Origin of the sequence: Paenibacillus sp. ACRSA, from assembly GCF_022346845.1 — a bacterium.
Taxonomy (GTDB): Bacteria; Bacillota; Bacilli; order Paenibacillales; family Paenibacillaceae; genus Paenibacillus.
Map to the genome: position 1 here is coordinate 333,945 of NZ_JAKRNP010000002.1, position 18,384 is coordinate 352,328.

The following is an 18,384-nucleotide window of genomic DNA, read 5'->3' on the forward strand; positions in this document are numbered from 1 at the left end:
TATAAAAATCAATTAGATCTTTCAACTGTTCCACCAATTACATAATGCTCTCATCCGTTAGTTTCTTCGATGCATAGTTAGCTCCTAAGATGAAGACAAGTCCCACAATTGCTTGGAACAAACCTACAGCAGTCGCAAGAGTAACCTGACCGGACTGGAGTCCAATACGGTATACAAATGTGCTGAGCACATCCGAATATTCTCGTACAGCAACATTACCAATAATGAAGGGACGATCAAAACCGATAGAGATCATGTTACCGACATTGATAATGAGCAAGGTAACAATTGTTGTTTTGATACCAGGGAGCGAGATATGCCAGATTCGGCGCAAACGACTTGCACCATCCACTTCCGCTGCTTCAAACAGTTCCCGATTAATTCCCGTTAAGGACGCTAGATAGAGAATGGTTCCCCAGCCTGCACTTTGCCACACCCCAACAGCCAGGTACGTGAAGAGCCAGTAGTTTTTGTCACTCAGGAACGGCAGCGGATCCAAGCCGAAGCTTATCAGTGCGTTGTTAATGAACCCGGATTGTGTGCCGAATACCTGAAGTACGATCCCTCCGATAATAACCCATGAGATAAAGTGTGGGATGTACAGCAACGTTTGAGCCATCTTTTTGAACCAAGCCTTCTTCAGTTCGAAGAGTAGAATCGCCAATATTAATGGTGCCGGGAATGAAACAATAAGATCTAGAAAGTTCAGCATGATGGTATTGCGGAGAGCATCGAAGAAATCCTGATTTTGGAACACTTCTCGAAATGCTTCTAGTCCAATCCATTCACTACCAGCAATACCCTGAAAGAAGTTAAAGTCTTTAAAAGCGATCTGCACGCCATACATTGGCCCGTATTTAAAAATAATGAAGTAAATCATGGGCAGCAGGAGCAAGGCATACAATTGCCAGTTTCTACGGAGATACGTACCGTTCTTCATCAACTCTTCCCCCCATGTCAGACATGTTCCGGAAAGTCAGTATCTTGTGGGATCACTGCTCTCCGGATTCGTGTCTCTATCATTCTTCATCTATATCTCAGTCGTAATATGTTCGAATTATTTCATCTCGTTGTAGGCTGCTGTACGCTCGTCCAGAATAGCCTGACCACCACTTGCCATATAATCCTTCATCATATTCTCATATGTCGCTTCAAAATCCGCCGGCTTAGCAATGGTTGTTTTTACGATAAACTCCTGGAATTTATCTCTTAGTCCATTGCCATACTTAGCTTCAGCTTCAATAGGTTTAGGGAAACGCACGGGCTGGATCGTATCGATGTTCGAGATTGCTACTGATTTACGCATATCATCACGATACTTCGACTCCACCTGAACAACATAGGCTTCTTCATTTTTCTTATCGTCTCCAACGTACTTCCCGTTAACGATAATGGCGATGTCACCTGCATTGTAGATACGACCAGAGATTTCTGGTGAAGCGTCGTCTTTGATCAACGGTACACCGTCTACAAGCTCATAGTTTTCATTTTCAACACCGAATTGCAGATCGAACAGATTGTTGCCCGAAGCCATCCAATCCAGATATTTCATTGCATTTTCTGCGTTCTGGCTTGATTTTGGGATCATGACATACATCGCATTGGGTGCGTATGCTGGTTTAGCAAACTTACCTTCTGAGTTTTGGAATGCGTCGATCGGTGTCATTACAGCATCAGACTGATTCGTTTGCAGGTTTTTGTAGGTGCCAGAGATATAGATCTCCCCTGCATCTTCAGAGTAAAAACCAACCTTACCGTTCGATACATCTTCCCATAGCTTCTTCTTGTCTTTGTCGAGCCCAAAGTCTTTGCTCATTAATCCTTCGTTATAGAGTGTATTCATATATTGAAGTCCTTCTTTGAAACCAGGTAACAGTGTTGGATAATCATTAGAACCGAGTTGTTGCGTTAAAGTGTACTTCTGCTCTTCGGTCAATGGTTCGATGAAAGACCAAAGTAATGGCTCATATTGCGCAGAGGCAATGGACATCCCGAATGGAATCAGGCTCGACCCCATATTGCCTGGATCTTTTTCTTTGAATGCCTTCAACGTTGCATGCAATTCTTCTGCCGTTTGCGGAGCAGACAAGCCCAACTTATCTAACCAGTCCTGACGGACATAAGAAGCATATTTACCCAACACTAGACGTTTGCCTGGAACTGCGAACTGCTGACCATCATATTGACCGTAAGCCAGCGTTTCATCTCCAAGTAACTTCTTCAGATTTGTACCATGCTGATCAATCAGTTCGGTAAGCTCTGTTAGCCCGCCTTGTTGAGCGTAACGATTAAACGTCCCCGAATCATACGTGAATACAATATCAGGAACTTCTGAGCCACTCGCCATCAGAACATTAAGCTTCTGTACTTCTTCAGAGCGTGGAACCGGAACGAATTGAACATCAATATTATTCGGTGTGCCGAACTTCTCTTGAATGAATCGGGTTAGATAACTATCTGAGATGGTGTAACCCGCTGGTGTGTTACCCCGGTCAAATATTTCTACTTTTAATGTTGTTTTATCCCCCGCGCCTGTTCCTCCTGTTGACGATGCGGATTCACTCCCTGACGAACACGCGGATAATAATAGAGTGAAGGCTGTTACCACTGCAAGAACCGAACTAGACTTTTTACCCCAACGTTTTTGTAATAACTTCATCTGACCTTTCCCCTTTCGCACACACTCTGATTAGATTCACAGGAATGACATGCCAACTCGGATGTCCACTCCCCATTTGTAGCACCTGTGAATGTCACTAATTATTACATCGAAACTATGGAAAGCACAATAAACTATTTTCAAATGTAAGCAAACGCTTCCAAATGGTGTTTTTATAGTGATACTAAACTGAAATCCTGTAACTATACAATTTTCTCGATATATATGTAATATGTATGTTCATAAAATTAACTTATAACGTTATTAATATGTAATATTTTAAGACTTACAATGTTTATCTTTTCCTATTTGGTTTAGCCTAAATGGATTTATCTCCATACAAAAAGACCACATTTACCGTGGTCTCCATTGTCCAAGATGTACATTGTAAGTACATCTTGGTTTATATTAAGTTTAATCTCATATCTGCCCTCGTGAACGATTATCAACATAGCCTGGAAAGAACTTAGCTTTCGTGTTTACCCTGTTGCTTGCGGTAATCGCCAGGAGTAACCCCTGTAATCCGTTTGAAAACTCTCCCGAACGAAATGGCGTTTGCGTATCCCACCTGCTGAGCAATATCTTGAACGGTTGTATCGGACGAGGTCAGCAGTCGGCATGCCTTTTCAACTCTCAACTTCATTAGAAAATCAACAAATTTCATATCAAATTCTTCTTTGAACAGATAACTTGCATACTTGCCAGATATTTGAAAACGATCACTAAGATGTTTAAGAGACAGATCAGGATCATCAAAATGTTCTTCAATATAGGTTCGCAGCTCATTAATCATCGCTCTATGGCTCTTCGTCTCATGAACAGATACATAGTTCCGATAGAGCTCTTTCAGCCAGCCTAATAAAATCTCTCGGATATGAACTAACGTATCTGCCTGCTGAATCTCGCTGCGCAGCGTGTTTAGAACTTCCTCATTAAACTGACCCTGTAATCGTTCAGACCAGTCACCAAATTCACGCGATAACATCTGTATTAGAGCCTGAAGCATCATACGAATCTCATTATCCTTGATCTGATCCTCATTAAAGGCAATAAACATTTCGTCTAGTTTTGCCCGCCAGCCATCACCGGTTAACCTAAATTCCCGAACAATGTCAGCCAGCATTTGCAAATACTTGTAGGAGTGCAGCTCCGTACGATCTGGTAATTGCTCACTTAACACGATGGCATCTTTCCCCAAGGTCAGTCGATGCTGTAAGCCTGCGTCCGCACTCGTATACGATTGCGTAATCTGCTCCCATCCCGCAACAGTGCGTCCAATCCCGAACGTAAATCGAATGCGGAAATGTTCCGCAATCCACATATGTAGCTGTTTCGCCTGCTCCATTAGCATCTCGCGGTCTAACCCTTCCTTTTCATCCGAGGTGATGACCACAACAAGTCTACGATTGCCAAACCATTCGGCCCATGCACCTAAATTGGGCTCGTTGTGTACAAGCTCCTCCACGACATTCATGATGGCGAGTTTCAATATACTCTGATTCGATGACAGACCCTCACTATTCATCTCAGCAATCAATACAGCAACGCTTGCAGGTTCCATGAAACGTTCATCAAGTGGCCCCAGGTGACGCAGTCTTTGGCGAAATGAATCCATTCGTTCGCCTTCCATCAGATCGACGAGTAGCTGCCTACGGTGAATAAGCAGGTTTTCATGGTGCTGCTTCTCATAATCCACCGTCTGCGCGATAAGATGTTCCAACGCCCGATCAATGAGAGCCAATTCATCCTTAACCGAAGGTGTTGCTTCATCCTCTTCTGCACGTGGTTGCAACGCCTGAATTCGGTTCATCATCAACTGAATGGGTTTATAATTCCGGCGAGTAATATAGATAATCCCAGCGATAGCGCCAACGATAGTAAGCACTCCGATGCCAATCCACACATAAGAGATTAAGGATACCCAAGCATACAATTGGCCGGATTGAATACCACTCTCAAAGACCAAGCCAATATTGTCAGCAGACACCCGATTCAGAACTTCACCGACAGAGCCATCTGTTGCATGTGTCTTATAAATGATATGGTCACTGGGATCTTTTATCTGAATAAAAGATAATTGTTCATTCGTCATAGCTTCAATCTGACGCTCTACCGCATACATTTTCACTGAAATAACGAGTAAACCTTCACCACCCCACGGCAGAGGTAACCACTTATTCATGCTAATGACCTGGGTTGGCGTATCAAATGAACGTTCTTTATACTCTCGGGGCAGATTCCAATTTAGATTTTGGCGACTGTTCAACGATTGCTCGATATATGCACGATCTTCGAAGTCCTCCACACGAACCAAACCTCTTGAGGTCAAAATCTGAGAATCAGACGTGCGATACAGGTAAATGGATTGGATCATATCCTGTTGATCCGTCATTTGGGCTAGTCCACTTGCAGCATCGTAAATAAATTGTGTTGATTGTTGCCCTTGACCCGCTTCTAGAAAGCGACTATATAGCTTATTAGAGCCGATGTCTTCAAGTAAACGAAGTTCGATATCCCCCAGTTGGCGTTCCAATGTATCCACAATATAACGTGTTGAGATCAGATCAGCTTTTTTGGTTTCGTTGCGTGAGAGTTCATTAACGATCAGGAAGGAGAGAAAAATTAAGACGGAGATTGTCAGCAAAAAAATAGGAAAATACGAATATAACAATTTAGAATACCAATTCCGCTTCAAATGTATTTTCAAAAGCATCCTCTCCTTCCACTTCATGCTGTAATCACAAAATTAGAACATGCTTCTGACCGCTGGTTTGGCTCCATTGTTGAGCTCTCTTCCTCTACATCAGTTCAACGATTGTTGAGTCCTGGCCTGTCTGCTAACGAAAAACAAAATAAATGCTCCCAGCGCAGCGCTGATTGTACAAGCCAAATACATAAGTGAAGGCCCACCTGAATCTAATAAATAACCATTTAACATGTTGCCTACAATGCCACCAAGTCCTGCAAATACCATATTAAATAGGCTTTGACCTGTCGCTTGCATTTCCCGTCCTGTAACGGAAGCTACATATTCAACGGCTGCAATATAAAAGAACCCAAAAGATAGCCCATGTAATACTTGAATCCCGATCATTACTTCGGGTGTTGGCCAGAGCCATTGTATTCCCCAACGAAGCATATACGCGCCTGCAGCCAATAACATGGTTCGTTCATGTCCCCATTTTCGGAGAATAAATGCAGCAACGAGCATTGATGGCACATTCGTTATAGAGGCTAGGAGCAGTGCTGTGCCTGTCATAGCAACAGATCCACCTGCCATTTGAAATGAAATCACAAAAAAGGAGTTAAACGCCGTTAGCGTTTGATTTACTAGGAAACAGCCGATTAAAAATAGAAGGAATGTTCGGTTACGCAACAATCTTGCTAATCCTACGGAGAAAGTCACCGAGGAAGAAGAAATACTGGTTTGCCGGGGAAGTGTGCTGGCCAGAATGGCGCTTAGCACATTAAATACTAGAAAGGGCAGCCATAACATATGAATGGAGAATTGGGAGAGATATATCCCGGCTGCAAATCCTCCAAGCCCTGTTCCTAAACTTCCAAACAATCGAATCATACCATAGGAAGTATTGGCTGCCTTAGCTGCGGTAACTGCATAAGAGTCAGCAACAGGGATCTGAGTCACTTGAAATATAGTGCATAAAGTATAAATCAATATTAATATAATGTACACTTCAATATTGTAGAAGTACGCTAACAATGCAGGAACTAGCAAACTTAGTACTAATACAAAGCGAGTTTTTCTAAACTTATCTACCATAATCCCCCATATTGGTTGAAGGATTATGGATATAAGTGTGCCGAACGCCATAATAAATCCGGTCTCTTTACTAGAGAAGCCTTGTGCAACCAAAATCGGATTAATATAGGGATTGAATATCCCTCCAGCAAGACCCATAAACAAATATAGACCCTGCAATTTCATTAATACATGCTTTGCTTCGTTGGAATCGGCTTTTTCTATCTCTCTGTATGCCTTCATATGTCTTCTCATCCGGATCTCCATCCTTTAATCCTGTAATGGCATCTCTTTCTATATAAGTTGTATATAAGTTCAACCTAAGAACGTTTATCTGACCACTCCGATGACAGAATAACATTCCGTTTGCTGCTAATTAGATTCATTTCTTATCGTTGTTGCAGTCTCAGACGGATGGCTGCCATTGCACCAATGGCTCCTGCCGTATTGCCAAGTTCAGCAGCAACGACTTTAGTAGCCAGTGTTGTATATCGACTTAGGCGGCCGCGCGCCTCGTTTAAGTAATAATCAGGATTCGAAGCGGATACTCCTCCGCCTACAACAATAATGGATGGATTAAGTAATGCGACGATATTAGCTAAGCCTCTCGCCATATATTGGAATGGTAGCGTTAGAATCTCAAGAGCAGCAGCATCCCCCGCTTCAGCAGCCTTGAACACATGCCTTGCCTCAATCTGACTGATATCTCCATCAGCGAGACTATGAAGTAACGAGTGTGTATTGCCAGGTCCATCTGTAAAATAACGCCTTGCGTGTTGCGTAATGCCTGTGCCTGACGTGTTCAGTTCAAACGCACCAAATGTATCTGGAGATGCCTTGTATTGATGATCGATTCCTTCGTCTCCAACTATAAAATGCCCGATCTCTCCTGCTGCTCCGTCTTGTCCACTATATAGTTGTCCGTTAAGGATAAGCGCCGAACCGATTCCCGTCCCCACCGTTACCATCACACAATGTCGATGACCCTGTGCTGCTCCACGATCGAACTCTCCCATGGCTGCCATATTTACATCGTTATCGAGATAAATTTCTCCATTAAAATATGCTGCAATCACAGGTCTGATATCTTCCTCTGCCCATTGGAACGCTGGCGCACTGCGAAGAATCCCTTCATCATTGAGGATAACTCCTGGAAAGCCCATCCCTATTCCAGCTACCAATCCTATTTCAATTCCACTATCACTACAGAATTTTGATACTTCATCAAATAACCAATTGAAGAACACGCTCGGTTGCTCGGTTGCACAGGTTGGAATCTTACGCTCCAATACTTCACTGCCTGGTTTCTCCGATGACAATAACATCAATGTTTTGGTACCACCAATATCAATTCCTATGATCCAACGATCTAATGCATCCGTTTGATCAAGAGAACGAACTGGATCTGTTGCCTGAAGAGGTTCTTCAAGTCTGTTTTCTTGGGTATTACCGTCTAAAATGTTCATACTCGTCGCCTACCTCTCACCCTTGTTGTCAGTCCATCATTCGTCTGTCTCTTGTTGGAGCTTCAGCATCGTTTGCTGTAGAGCAATATGCACCGCTCCAGTCACAACTGCCCGTTCACCAAGCTTGGAGCAGATTAATTCAGGTTGAACAGGAAATGGTTCGTTAATCATCTCTTTCAGGTAAGGCAGCAACACATCTCCATTACCTCCGATCCCTCCACCAAGTACAATTAAATGTGGTGCAAGAAGCACGCTGATATTTCGCAATGCTAATGCCAGCATCCGACAGTACTTTTCGATAACCTCCATTGCATAGCTGTTACCCAGACGAGCCGCCTCAAACAAATTCTCAGGAGTCAGTTGACTCCGTAGCTCTATGATTCTTGGGTCGTTATGCTGAATCTGAGCTTCATCCAGTAGATTGGCGGCCATATCTATCAAACCACCAGCAGACAGAACGTCCTCTAATCTTCGACCCTCCTGCATCATCTCGGCTACTTCTCCAGTTAGCCCTCTCATGCCACGCAGTAATTGACCATTCACCATAATACCCGCACCAGTGCCCACGCCAAGAGAAATAAATACAAACACTTCTGAAACGGATGCTGCACCATCCCTGTATTCCCCTAACGCAGCCAAATTGACGTCATTATCCAAGATCACTTCACAGGGAAAAGCGGCGGATAGGGACTCCAGGGACAACGCTTGTTCTAACCCAACTAGAGGGTCTACAATTCGACTGATCTCTCCGGAGCCAGGCAGGACAACACCAGGAATACCAAACCCTATACACTGAATCTCGTTCCAGTTCAGATGATTGTGCTGTAATAGTTCATCCATATGCTTCCGAACAGTCTGGAGTAATTGTTCCCCTTGCCCAGGCTCTGACTGCTGAATAGACATCGGATAGGTTTGGTAATCTAAGATTTCTCCATTCAGATTAGATAGAGCTATGCGAATTCGGGTAGCTCCGATATCAACTCCGCAGATGTAATAGGCTAGTTCATTGAAACGAATGAGCGTGGCTTTACGTCCTTGTGCATTATCTGCTCTTCCAGTTTCCAACACAAGATTCCGTGCAATTAGATGCTCAACTGCCGACGATACCGTAGGTTTGCTCAGTCCGGTCTGCCGGCTAATATCCGCTCTAGACAACATCCCATGAGTAATCAGTGCATCAAGAATTAGATTCTCGTTCAGATTGCGTATGTATTGTGGTGTACCAGCCACCTAAATCACCTCCTTATAATAGTTAGTTAAGTTTATTAACTAATTATATTCAATATAGCATCGAGATTGGGGTGTGTACAGCGTTTTGTCTGTAAATTAGTCTGTGATTTAATATGATCTAATCTATCTCACAATATAGAAAAAGCTGCAGTGTATAAACACCACAGCTCTCACATATTTCATTTTAATACCCATTACGATTTGGACAACTCAATAAATCCTTCTCCAAATACGTCACGTACATCATGAATCGTAATAAAAGCAATTTCGTCCTCTGCGCGTACAATTTTCTTCAACATGGAAACCTCTTGTTTGCTAATGACAATATAGAGGATTTCTTTTGGGTTTTTCGTATAATAACCATGACCGGACAAGACCGTAACGCCGCGATCCATTTTCTCAATAACTTGCTTCGCAATCGCATCCTGTTTGGTCGAAATTATCGTGACTGCTTTTTTTGGATTCAAACCTTCTATAATAAACTCCATCGTTTTGGTGCCTACAAAGAGCATCACGATCGTGCACATCAATCCTTGTGGTCCTATAATGAAGAAAGACGAGAACGCTACAATCAGATCAAAGAACAATAAGCCGTAACTGATGTTCCAATCTAAGTACTTGTTAGCTAGACGAGCTAGTATTACGGTACCCGCCGTAGTTCCACCAACTCTTACAATTAATCCAATCCCAAGTCCGGCAAATAATCCACCAAAAATCGTATTAATCCAGAGCTCATGCGAATCTATCGTCCAGCTCTCTGTTAAATGTAGGAATAGCGAGTTAAACACGACCGCAATAATCGTATAAATCGTCGTTGTTCTATCCAGAAATTTATAACCTACAAGCAATAATATCCCATTGAGCAGCAAGTTCATTAATCCAGGCGACCACTCAAAGAGATAATACAAAATAATAGTAATCCCTGTTACACCACCCTCAGCCAGATCATTCGGGATGACAAACAGGTTAACAGCCAGCGCAAATAGAAATGCACCCGCCATAATGAATAAAATATCCGTTATTCTTTTTTTCATCATGCATTCCATCCAATCCATCAAAAATTCAACCTATACTTCATAACTCATAAGTTGTCATGTTTTACTCCAAAATTGATTCTACCATGTCACCGCCAAAATTTGTATACAAAATACAAACTGTTGCACAAATTGTACAAAGGATTTACAAAACGAACTAATTTTTGCCCCATACACCATGTTTTCATTGGTTCCGTATATGACAAATGTCATGGTTCACCCTTGATATTTATCATTATGAAGCATGACATTTATGACTTACCATCATAAGCTGATTCTCTTACAATAATAAAAACGCTTCCCATACAGAATATAACGGGAAACGAGAATTGCAACTTAAAGCCCGAGTTCATGCTCGTTAAGTTGTAATGATTGAAGGAGGACATTCGCTAATGAGCAAAACGAAAGAAATGGCATTAAAAAAAGAAGTCACCCCTTATGAAAAAAACAATCTCAAATTAAGTATCCAACAAATGATTAATACTTTGATCCCATTATTATTGCTATGGGCTGCAGCATATTATAGCTTATCCATATCCTACTGGCTGACAATACCGATCGCTCTCGTAGCCTCGGGATTTGTACTCCGAACGTTTATTATTTTCCATGACTGCTGCCATGGTTCATTCTTCAAGAGCAAACGTGCAAATGACATTTTGGGAACCATTACGGGTGTAGTGACCCTGACACCTTATCTGCAATGGAAAAACGAGCACTCTATTCATCACGCTACCAGCAGTAATCTGGATAAACGCGGTGTAGGTGATATATGGATTATGACCGTGGAGGAATACCAAGCTGCTTCTCCTTGGGTTCGCTTGTTCTATCGTATTTATCGCAATCCACTTGTGATGTTTGGCATCGGTCCCTTCTATGTGTTCCTCGTTGCTTACCGATTTAATCGTAAGGCAGCACGACGCAAAGAACGCATCAATACACACCTTACAACTGTACTGATCATTGGGCTTTATGCATTCATGTGTTGGCTGATTGGTTGGCAGGCTTTTGTCTTGGTGCAGACACCTGTTTTCTTCTTCTCTGGTTTCTTCGGCATCTGGTTGTTCTACGTGCAACATCAGTTTGAAGAAACTTACTTCGAGCATGAAGATGAGTGGAGTTATGTCAAAGCTGCAGTGGAAGGAAGCTCGTACTACAAGCTACCCAAACTGCTTCAATGGATCAGTGGTAACATCGGTTTCCACCATGTGCATCATTTGAGCCCACGTGTACCGAATTATTACCTTGAAGAGGCTCATAATTCAACACCACCTTTGCAAAAAGCAACGACAATCACTTTACGTTCAAGTCTAGCTGCTTTGCGATTCCGCCTGTGGGACGAAGAATCTAAACAATTTATTAGTTTCAAACAGATCAAAACCCTTCCCCGCAAGCCTTATGCTCAACCAACGATTCGTGTAAGTAACCAAGCGGGTCTGACAGAGAAGCCTTAACTCTGTCGGATTCGTTTTCTTGTATTCAGGCCAAAGTCGTGCTACAGTCAGGCTAAGTTTGAGTACACTATAGACGCTGTTCAAAAATCAGTGTGTTTGAGCAATGCCTTATAGTTCCAAGGAGGAGAATTTCCATTCAGAAGTGGTCGCAACTTTTTTATAAAAACACGGGATTAAACCCCTATGTATGGCTTGTTTTCTTCATTCTGCCGTTCTATTATATCTCCCAATATTCTAAATTGTGGACTTTAGTTACAGGTATTGTCATCATCCTGGTGTTCTTTGTGTGTTATCTGCTCGCCTTCATCACCAAGGGCTGGCAGGTCTACATGTGGATCGGACTTTTAATTGCCATTTCCATTACGATGACTATCGCCTATGACTATGCTTATTTCTCTTTGTTTCTTGCTTTCTTTATTGGAAATATTAAAAATAAAGCAGGATTCATTACACTATACTCGGTGAATCTAGGAACCAGTTTTCTGACGATTAATTATGGCTTTATCAATCAAAGCTCATTACTGCTTAGTCAATTTCCGTTTGTCTTCATCTGTCTCATGGCCTCCATCCTACTTCCGGTAAGTACGTATAACAAAAATAAACGTGAACAATTGGAAGGCCAATTGGAAAATGCCAATAAACGTTTGGATGATCTAGTCAAAATGGAAGAACGACAACGGATCGCACGTGATCTACATGATACCCTTGGACAAAAGCTCTCCTTAATCGGCCTCAAAACCGATTTGGCGAAACGTCTGCTTCGTATGAATCCAGATCAAGCTGAAATTGAATTGAATGATCTGAGGCAGACGGCAAGCACAGCCCTCAAGGAAGTGCGTGAGATGGTTACAACGATGCGCGGCACTCAGTTAGTTGACGAATTATTCCGAGCCGAACAAATTCTCAAGGCGGCCTCCATTGAATTTGTATTGGAAGGCAATCCTAAATTGCAGGATACCTCTCAGCTTAATGAAAATGTGCTGGGTATGTGTCTGAAGGAAGCTGTTACGAATGTGGTTAAGCATAGTCAGGCAACGGAATGCACCATCCGTCTTCAAGAGACCCCTTCAGCCAACATTCTGACAGTTCAAGATAACGGCGTAGGTATAGAACGAACACGTAAACAGGATCGGCGCGGTACTGGTATATTAGGCATGAAAGAACGTTTGGAATTCGTCAATGGCTGTCTGGATGTTCAATCTGGAGAGGACATGGAAGGAACGCGCATTGCCATCCAAGTACCGAAACTGGTTCGCAAACCGATAAAGGAGGAAGAACAATGATCCGAATCGTAATCGCCGAAGATCAGCGTATGATGTTAGGCGCCTTATCTTCCCTGCTCAATCTGGAGGAGGATATGGAGGTTGTCGGACAAGCGGGCAATGGTCAAGAAGCCCTTGGCCTTGTTCAAGAGTTGAAACCGGATATCTGTCTGATGGATATCGAAATGCCTGTCAAAAGCGGTCTGGAGGCCGCTGAAGAAATGAGAGGTCTGAACTGCAAAGTTATTATTCTGACTACGTTTGCGCGAACCGGTTATTTTGAACGTGCTTTGAAAGGCGGCGTCCGTGGTTATCTACTGAAAGATAGTCCAATTGAGGAGCTGGCTGAAGCGATCCGCCAAGTGATGAACGGACGACGTATCTTTGCACCGGATTTGGTCGACGAGGCATATGTGGAAGAGAATCCTCTCACAGAACGTGAGCACGCTGTACTTGGTCTTATGGCAGATGGGAAGAATACCAAGGAAATTGCAGGTCATTTATTTATAACAACAGGAACGGTACGCAACTATATTTCCATTATTCTCAACAAACTGAATGCAAGCAACCGCATTGAAGCCATCACTCGGTCCAAGGAAAAGGGCTGGTTCAAATGAAAGAACCGCTTCAACCCATTAAGAACAAAATAAAAGCTTGGTCAGGAAATGGGGTCAGTCCCATGATTCCTGCCAAGCTTTTTAATTTGTTCTTTTTGCATCCGATTAATTAAATCAATGCCTTTTTAGGATACCAGAGCAGCAGACCTTATTTCACAGATGCCACAATACCTAGCGCTTCATTGGGTACCAATGAAGTCTTCAATTGGTGAATCTGCTGACCATTCTGCCATGAAATAACAACATTCACCGATTTACCGCCACTCGGATAATTCACGCTAACGAATCCCTTATCTTTCGGTGCTGGTAAGGTATGTGACTCCAGATATTCCACCATCTTCTTCGCAATGCCAGGATTGTTCATATTATCTTCTGATACAGAACGGATCTGTAGTGTCCATCTACCTTCCATCCACGTCAGGTACTGGCTGCCAGCTGCACCTTCGACCATGCCCTTAATGCCGTGACCAAGATCAACTGTCATCTCCTGTGGAATGTTGTTCAGATCTGTTTCAGGAAAGATTCCTGTGGAATCTGGATCCTTGTAGGTCTTGACTTCATAGGATGCCAGCGGTGTTAGACCGCCACTGGAGGAAAGCGATGAATCATTAACGGGTAGAGCTTTATCCGTAGCATAAAAGTTAACTTGAAAATCAGTAGTCGTATTCGTCTCAACATATGCTCCTAAGTGTTTTCCTTTTTCTAAGTTGAATGCCGTTGGCACGACTACATTTTTCATTTTCGCTTGAGAACGTACTTCCTTCACTACATCACTAATATTGGCTTCATGCTGTGTAGTCCCTGAATTTTCAGTCTTCGTTCCTGATGTTCCTGCATCAGAAGTCGTAGTGGCATGTCCATTAGACGTGTCTGTGTTACTCGTTGCTCCCCCTGCATTTCCTTGACTAACGGCGGAGTCCGTACTGTTGTTTCCTGAGCCGACTTGCTCCCCAGTCGTTGCCGAAGGTGTCTGCTCTGCTGCTGATGTATTAGTGTCTTGACCTCCACATCCGGCAAGCGTAAGGAGAACTGCGGTCGTAACAGGAATAATGACCCAGCGTTTTTGTTTTCTCATGTTGTGTTCCTCCTTGATCCGTTCTTGAATGTCATTACTTCATCGTTAGTATGTCTTATCGTTTGTCGTTCCAGAAGTTCACCGGCTGCACACTCTTGTTCAACACTTCGAATTGGTATCCCTCGGATTTGAGGGTTTGCAACACTTTCGGTAACACCTTCAAAGTTGCCTCCTGGTCGTGCATCAGCACAATTGGAGTTGTTCCACTCTTTTGCACCGTATGAATCTGCTTCATTACACTGTTGTATACTCTCTGATGGTCTTTCTTGTATTTCCAATCCTCAGAGTCTACATTCCAATCCCACATATGAAATCCACCCTGTGCAAGCATTACGTTCCGATATGGAGCTTTCATATATGGCTTACTGCCATATGGTGTGCGAACCAAGCTTGTTTTGACACCAGCCACCTTATTCAAACTGACGTTGGCTTGTTGCATTTCTTTGAGAGCAGTATAAGGAGTTTTGTAAAATTTACCCGGAACATGCGTTACGCCATGAAGACCTAAGCCATGCCCGTCAGCAACGATACGCTTCGTCGCTTTTGGATAGGTTTCCATGTGAGGGCCGAGCATGAAGAACGTTGCTTTTGCATGATATTGATCGAGAATATCTAAGAGCTGACCCGTATGTGCTGTTGGTCCATCGTCGAACGTCAGATATATGATTTTGCTTTTAGCCTTAGCTCCGTTATCTTTCGAAGAAGCTTTGGCAGAAACCGACTGTGGTAGAAGTAATGGAATAATAAGTAGAATAGCAAGTGCGGTGATCCATGATCTGCGGATATGTAACATAAATTAAAGTCTCCCTTGTGTCTTGTATTTCCCCGGGTGTCGAAATTTCTCTCACTGCATCCCTTGGCGATTAACACCAATTCTATCAAGAAAGATGCCTATCAATCTCGCTTTAAATGCTACGTTCGAGTTACACTTTTGTCAGATTAACCGAAAAAATAAAACGAAAATGATAGATTTGAGTTCGATAATGCCCTGCAGGATAAATAAATAATTACATAATATTCTATTAACCTAATTTGACCCATTTGATAGACTCAGTAAAATTAAATCAGTATACAACGCAAAGAAGCCTGCATAGCGCAGGCCTCTTGTATGTAAATCTATGTTCGCTCAAGCTCAGACGGATTCATATCATTCTCACATCAGTTGAGCCGAATGTATCGAACCATTCACTCTGCTGGAGCTGTAAATGAACGTTTAGCAAATTCAGCATCTAGCATATAGAATGCATTGCTGTCTTTCTCGATGCGACGAAGCTTTTGAATGATATTGTCAAACAACGCCTCTTCTTCCACCTGCTCATCAATGAACCATTTCAGGAAATACATTGTTGCGTGTTCACGCTCGTTCAATGCAATGTCCGCCAAATTGTAGAACTTTTTCGTATTTTGTTGTTCATGTGCATAACCATGTTCGAACACATCCAACATGGAAGAATACTCATTCTTCGGTTCAGGCAATGCCGCAAGTGTTGCACGTTGTCCACGGTCATTCAAGAATTTGTAGATTTTCATACCATGAAAACGTTCCTCTTCTGCTTGTACAATGAAGAAGTTAGCAAAACCGTCAAGACTTTTGCTGGAACAGTATGCAGCCATCGCAAGATATACATGAGCTGAATAAAACTCAAAATTCATCTGTTCATTCAGCGCTTCTGTCAGTTCTTTACTCATCGTGAATACACCTCTTACTTTCTCTCGGGATGTTCCTATCTTACCATATTGTGCATAGGACTAACATTGTTTTTCTACAAAATTCGTCAATGACTAGACGCTGGTTTCTCCTATATAATGTCATAGTTACATGTTCACTATTCCCACCTAGAAAGCAGGTACATCTCTCTTATGCAATCATCAACCGAACTCAAAAAAACCATAGGTATGCCGCAAGCAGTTGCACTGTATGTTAGTGCCGTTCTCGGCTCGGGTGTCTTAATTGTCCCTGGCCTTGCTGCTGAACTAGCTGGACCGGCTTCGCTATTAGCCTGGGGAGGGATGGTTCTGCTTATCCTTCCACTCGCTTTGTCCATGGGTCTTCTCTCCGCTCGTTATCCGAATGCAGGTGGTGTGTCGCATTTCGTTACCCTTGCTTTTGGCTCACGGGCAGGAACCATTATCGGCTGGTTTTTCCTCATGTCCGTGCCCATCGGTGCTCCGGTAGCTTCACTAACCGGTGCAGGCTATATGACGGCTGCTCTTGGACTGGGTGAAGGTGCTCGTATCGCCATTGCAGCCATGATGTTAACGGTAGGGCTCCTCATTAATATCGTCGGTATGCAGCTCGCGGGCAAAGTTCAAATCGGCGTTGTCATCGCAATTGTTGCTGTACTGATCATGACCTTTATTCTCGCTGTGCCTCACTTGGATTCCAATCATTTTAAACCCTTTGTGCCCCATGGGTGGATAAGTGTAGGACAAGCAGGAGCCATACTATTCTGGTGCTTCATCGGCTGGGAGGCTGTATCTCATCTCTCTGAGGAGTTTACCGATCCCCGAAAGGCCGCGATCAAAGGTGTGACCATAGCCGCCATTGTTGTCGGCATACTCTATTTCCTAACGGCTCTTGCCACAGTAGGTACTCAGAGTTATCTGCATGGGGGAGCAGACGTTTCTCTTGTGTGGATTATTAGTCAAGCGCTTGGCTCTTGGGGGAGCTTAATCGCAGGTTTAACGGGAGTATTTATCTGCACAGCTACGGTCATCGCTTATACCGGTGCTGCTTCCCGCGTGGCATTTGCACTAGCGAGACAAGGCGCTGCACCGCAATGGTTAACTCGTCTCTCCGGTCGTTTCCATACGCCAATTGCAGCACTCGGTTTTCTGGCCATCTGTTTTATCCTCGTTCTTGGCATTTATGGGTCGGGACTGGTTTCCTTAACCACACTGATCCAGCTTCCGAACGCAACCTTTATCCTAACCTATCTAGGAGGTTGCGCAGCAGGGATTCGATTACTTAGAGGCAATCGTACTGGAGTCGTCATAAGTTGGGTCTCTTTTATCGCTACAGCGATCATTTTTCCTTTTGCAGGCTGGGCGGTATTATATCCGGTAGTTATCATCATTCTTTATGGGCTACTCAGTCGTAATCGAAAGGCAATCCAATGAATCCAGTGTATACAAAAAAGCTCTGCCTCGGCGGCAGAGCTTACTTCATTCCATTATGCAATTATACCAAGAACGCTTTGGAGATGATAACCAACAGGATGAACAGAACCAAAATGGCACCTACAGAAGTGAAACCTCCGTATCCGTAGCCTCTAGTGTCTCCACCTAATACTTCGCTCATTGACCGTACCTCCTCTGCAACAGGTATGGGTTATCTTATGCAGGATGGAGGGTTTTGACAAGGCGAATATCCCTAATTTTAAATGTTGGGCTATTTTACATAAACCTGGGTGAATCTACACGCATAATATCCAAGAAAGGAACCTTAGCCATAAACTCCTCATCGGTATGCTCTACATGCACCAGCCTTGTACGTGAATCAAGCTTGACAATAACGCCTCGAACCTGCTCTTCCTTCCCCCATACCGTCAACAATACCTCTGAACGCTCATGGTAGGCTTCGACCAGTTGATTGCCCAGCTCCTCAAGTTCAAACTCATCCCGCGTGGGTCTCTTTGGAACCTTTGCTTTTGCCAAAATACGACCTCCTCTACAACTAATCCGATATCCCGATCCGCAGGGTAATTACTGCAGGCATATTCAATTAGTATACCATTCATTTACGCTCGTGTAATGTTTTGGCGAAGATTCGAAGGTCACAAATGTTGAACAAGTTCTGGAAGCAAACAACTTACTTAAGATAACTCAAC

The 18,384-nt window shown here is 43.2% G+C and carries 16 protein-coding genes; 4 read left to right on the forward strand and 12 right to left on the reverse strand.

The genetic code is table 11. The features are described 5' to 3' along the window. Window positions 1-37: 37 nt before the first annotated feature. From MH215_RS06345 to MH215_RS06375, 7 genes are all read right to left on the reverse strand, one after another. Complete coding sequence (locus MH215_RS06345) at window positions 38-940, reverse strand: ABC transporter permease (RefSeq protein WP_239289201.1); 903 nt, start codon at window positions 938-940, stop codon at window positions 38-40. Between the two features lie 117 nt (window positions 941-1,057). Then, window positions 1,058-2,659: an extracellular solute-binding protein gene (locus MH215_RS06350; protein WP_239289202.1), complete on the reverse strand. Its 1,602-nt coding sequence runs from the start codon at window positions 2,657-2,659 to the stop codon at window positions 1,058-1,060. Window positions 2,660-3,125: 466 nt separating this feature from the next. Continuing rightward, window positions 3,126-5,366 (reverse strand): helix-turn-helix domain-containing protein, encoded by a 2,241-nt coding sequence (locus MH215_RS06355; RefSeq protein WP_239289203.1) that lies wholly within the window; start codon window positions 5,364-5,366, stop codon window positions 3,126-3,128. A gap of 96 nt (window positions 5,367-5,462) precedes the next feature. After that, a complete protein-coding gene (locus MH215_RS06360) occupies window positions 5,463-6,674 on the reverse strand; it encodes an MFS transporter (protein WP_239289204.1) in 1,212 nt (403 codons plus the stop codon). 134 nt (window positions 6,675-6,808) lie between these two features. Continuing rightward, window positions 6,809-7,885, reverse strand: a complete 1,077-nt coding sequence (locus MH215_RS06365) for an ROK family protein (protein WP_239289205.1) — start codon at window positions 7,883-7,885, stop codon at window positions 6,809-6,811. A 36-nt stretch (window positions 7,886-7,921) separates the two neighbouring features. Then, on the reverse strand, window positions 7,922-9,115 hold the full coding sequence (locus MH215_RS06370) for an ROK family transcriptional regulator (protein ID WP_239289206.1): 1,194 nt from the start codon (window positions 9,113-9,115) through the stop codon (window positions 7,922-7,924). Between the two features lie 194 nt (window positions 9,116-9,309). Next, window positions 9,310-10,149 (reverse strand): YitT family protein, encoded by an 840-nt coding sequence (locus MH215_RS06375; protein ID WP_239289866.1) that lies wholly within the window; start codon window positions 10,147-10,149, stop codon window positions 9,310-9,312. Between the two features lie 392 nt (window positions 10,150-10,541). On the opposite strand from MH215_RS06375, the gene desA reads away from it, so the two are divergent. The 3 genes from desA to MH215_RS06390 all read left to right on the forward strand — a co-directional run bounded on the left by desA (window position 10,542) and on the right by MH215_RS06390 (window position 13,479). After that, on the forward strand, window positions 10,542-11,600 hold the full coding sequence (desA, locus tag MH215_RS06380) for a Delta(5) desaturase DesA (protein ID WP_275446014.1): 1,059 nt from the start codon (window positions 10,542-10,544) through the stop codon (window positions 11,598-11,600). A gap of 134 nt (window positions 11,601-11,734) precedes the next feature. Further along, on the forward strand, window positions 11,735-12,883 hold the full coding sequence (locus MH215_RS06385) for a sensor histidine kinase (protein ID WP_239289868.1): 1,149 nt from the start codon (window positions 11,735-11,737) through the stop codon (window positions 12,881-12,883). Further along, window positions 12,880-13,479: a response regulator transcription factor gene (locus MH215_RS06390; RefSeq protein ID WP_239289207.1), complete on the forward strand. Its 600-nt coding sequence runs from the start codon at window positions 12,880-12,882 to the stop codon at window positions 13,477-13,479. Before MH215_RS06385 ends, MH215_RS06390 begins: the two co-directional genes overlap by 4 nt. 148 nt (window positions 13,480-13,627) lie before the next feature. Here MH215_RS06390 and MH215_RS06395 read toward each other — a convergent pair whose 3' ends face one another. From MH215_RS06395 to MH215_RS06405, 3 genes are all read right to left on the reverse strand, one after another. Further along, a complete protein-coding gene (locus tag MH215_RS06395) occupies window positions 13,628-14,554 on the reverse strand; it encodes a hypothetical protein (protein ID WP_239289208.1) in 927 nt (308 codons plus the stop codon). Window positions 14,555-14,609: 55 nt separating this feature from the next. Next, window positions 14,610-15,347, reverse strand: a complete 738-nt coding sequence (locus MH215_RS06400; protein ID WP_056692341.1) for a polysaccharide deacetylase family protein — start codon at window positions 15,345-15,347, stop codon at window positions 14,610-14,612. A gap of 392 nt (window positions 15,348-15,739) precedes the next feature. Then, window positions 15,740-16,243: a ferritin gene (locus tag MH215_RS06405; RefSeq protein ID WP_056692344.1), complete on the reverse strand. Its 504-nt coding sequence runs from the start codon at window positions 16,241-16,243 to the stop codon at window positions 15,740-15,742. 171 nt (window positions 16,244-16,414) lie between these two features. Between MH215_RS06405 and MH215_RS06410 the strand changes: the two genes are divergently transcribed. After that, the gene (locus MH215_RS06410; RefSeq protein WP_239289209.1) at window positions 16,415-17,674 is read left to right on the forward strand and encodes an amino acid permease; all 1,260 of its coding nucleotides are present in this window, start codon (window positions 16,415-16,417) and stop codon (window positions 17,672-17,674) included. Between the two features lie 61 nt (window positions 17,675-17,735). On the opposite strand, the gene MH215_RS06415 is transcribed toward MH215_RS06410, so the two are convergent. Both MH215_RS06415 and MH215_RS06420 read right to left on the reverse strand, forming a co-directional pair. Continuing rightward, window positions 17,736-17,855 carry a hypothetical protein gene (locus MH215_RS06415; RefSeq protein WP_056692350.1) on the reverse strand — a complete coding sequence of 40 codons (120 nt, stop codon included), beginning with the start codon at window positions 17,853-17,855 and terminating at the stop codon, window positions 17,736-17,738. A 95-nt stretch (window positions 17,856-17,950) separates the two neighbouring features. Next, window positions 17,951-18,211, reverse strand: a complete 261-nt coding sequence (locus MH215_RS06420) for a YolD-like family protein (protein WP_239289211.1) — start codon at window positions 18,209-18,211, stop codon at window positions 17,951-17,953. Window positions 18,212-18,384: the final 173 nt, after the last annotated feature.

Bases quoted from the DNA above. Each gene is read 5' to 3' on its own strand.
- MH215_RS06345 (WP_239289201.1), bottom strand. From the start codon at position 940: ATGAAGAACGGTACGTATCTCCGTAGAAACTGGCAATTGTATGCCTTG.
- MH215_RS06350 (WP_239289202.1), bottom strand. From the start codon at position 2,659: ATGAAGTTATTACAAAAACGTTGGGGTAAAAAGTCTAGTTCGGTTCTT.
- MH215_RS06360 (WP_239289204.1), bottom strand. From the start codon at position 6,674: ATGAGAAGACATATGAAGGCATACAGAGAGATAGAAAAAGCCGATTCC.
- MH215_RS06365 (WP_239289205.1), bottom strand. From the start codon at position 7,885: ATGAACATTTTAGACGGTAATACCCAAGAAAACAGACTTGAAGAACCT.
- MH215_RS06375 (WP_239289866.1), bottom strand. From the start codon at position 10,149: ATGAAAAAAAGAATAACGGATATTTTATTCATTATGGCGGGTGCATTT.
- desA (WP_275446014.1), top strand. From the start codon at position 10,542: ATGAGCAAAACGAAAGAAATGGCATTAAAAAAAGAAGTCACCCCTTAT.
- MH215_RS06390 (WP_239289207.1), top strand. From the start codon at position 12,880: ATGATCCGAATCGTAATCGCCGAAGATCAGCGTATGATGTTAGGCGCC.
- MH215_RS06395 (WP_239289208.1), bottom strand. From the start codon at position 14,554: ATGAGAAAACAAAAACGCTGGGTCATTATTCCTGTTACGACCGCAGTT.
- MH215_RS06400 (WP_056692341.1), bottom strand. From the start codon at position 15,347: ATGTTACATATCCGCAGATCATGGATCACCGCACTTGCTATTCTACTT.
- MH215_RS06405 (WP_056692344.1), bottom strand. From the start codon at position 16,243: ATGAGTAAAGAACTGACAGAAGCGCTGAATGAACAGATGAATTTTGAG.
- MH215_RS06410 (WP_239289209.1), top strand. From the start codon at position 16,415: ATGCAATCATCAACCGAACTCAAAAAAACCATAGGTATGCCGCAAGCA.
- MH215_RS06415 (WP_056692350.1), bottom strand. From the start codon at position 17,855: ATGAGCGAAGTATTAGGTGGAGACACTAGAGGCTACGGATACGGAGGT.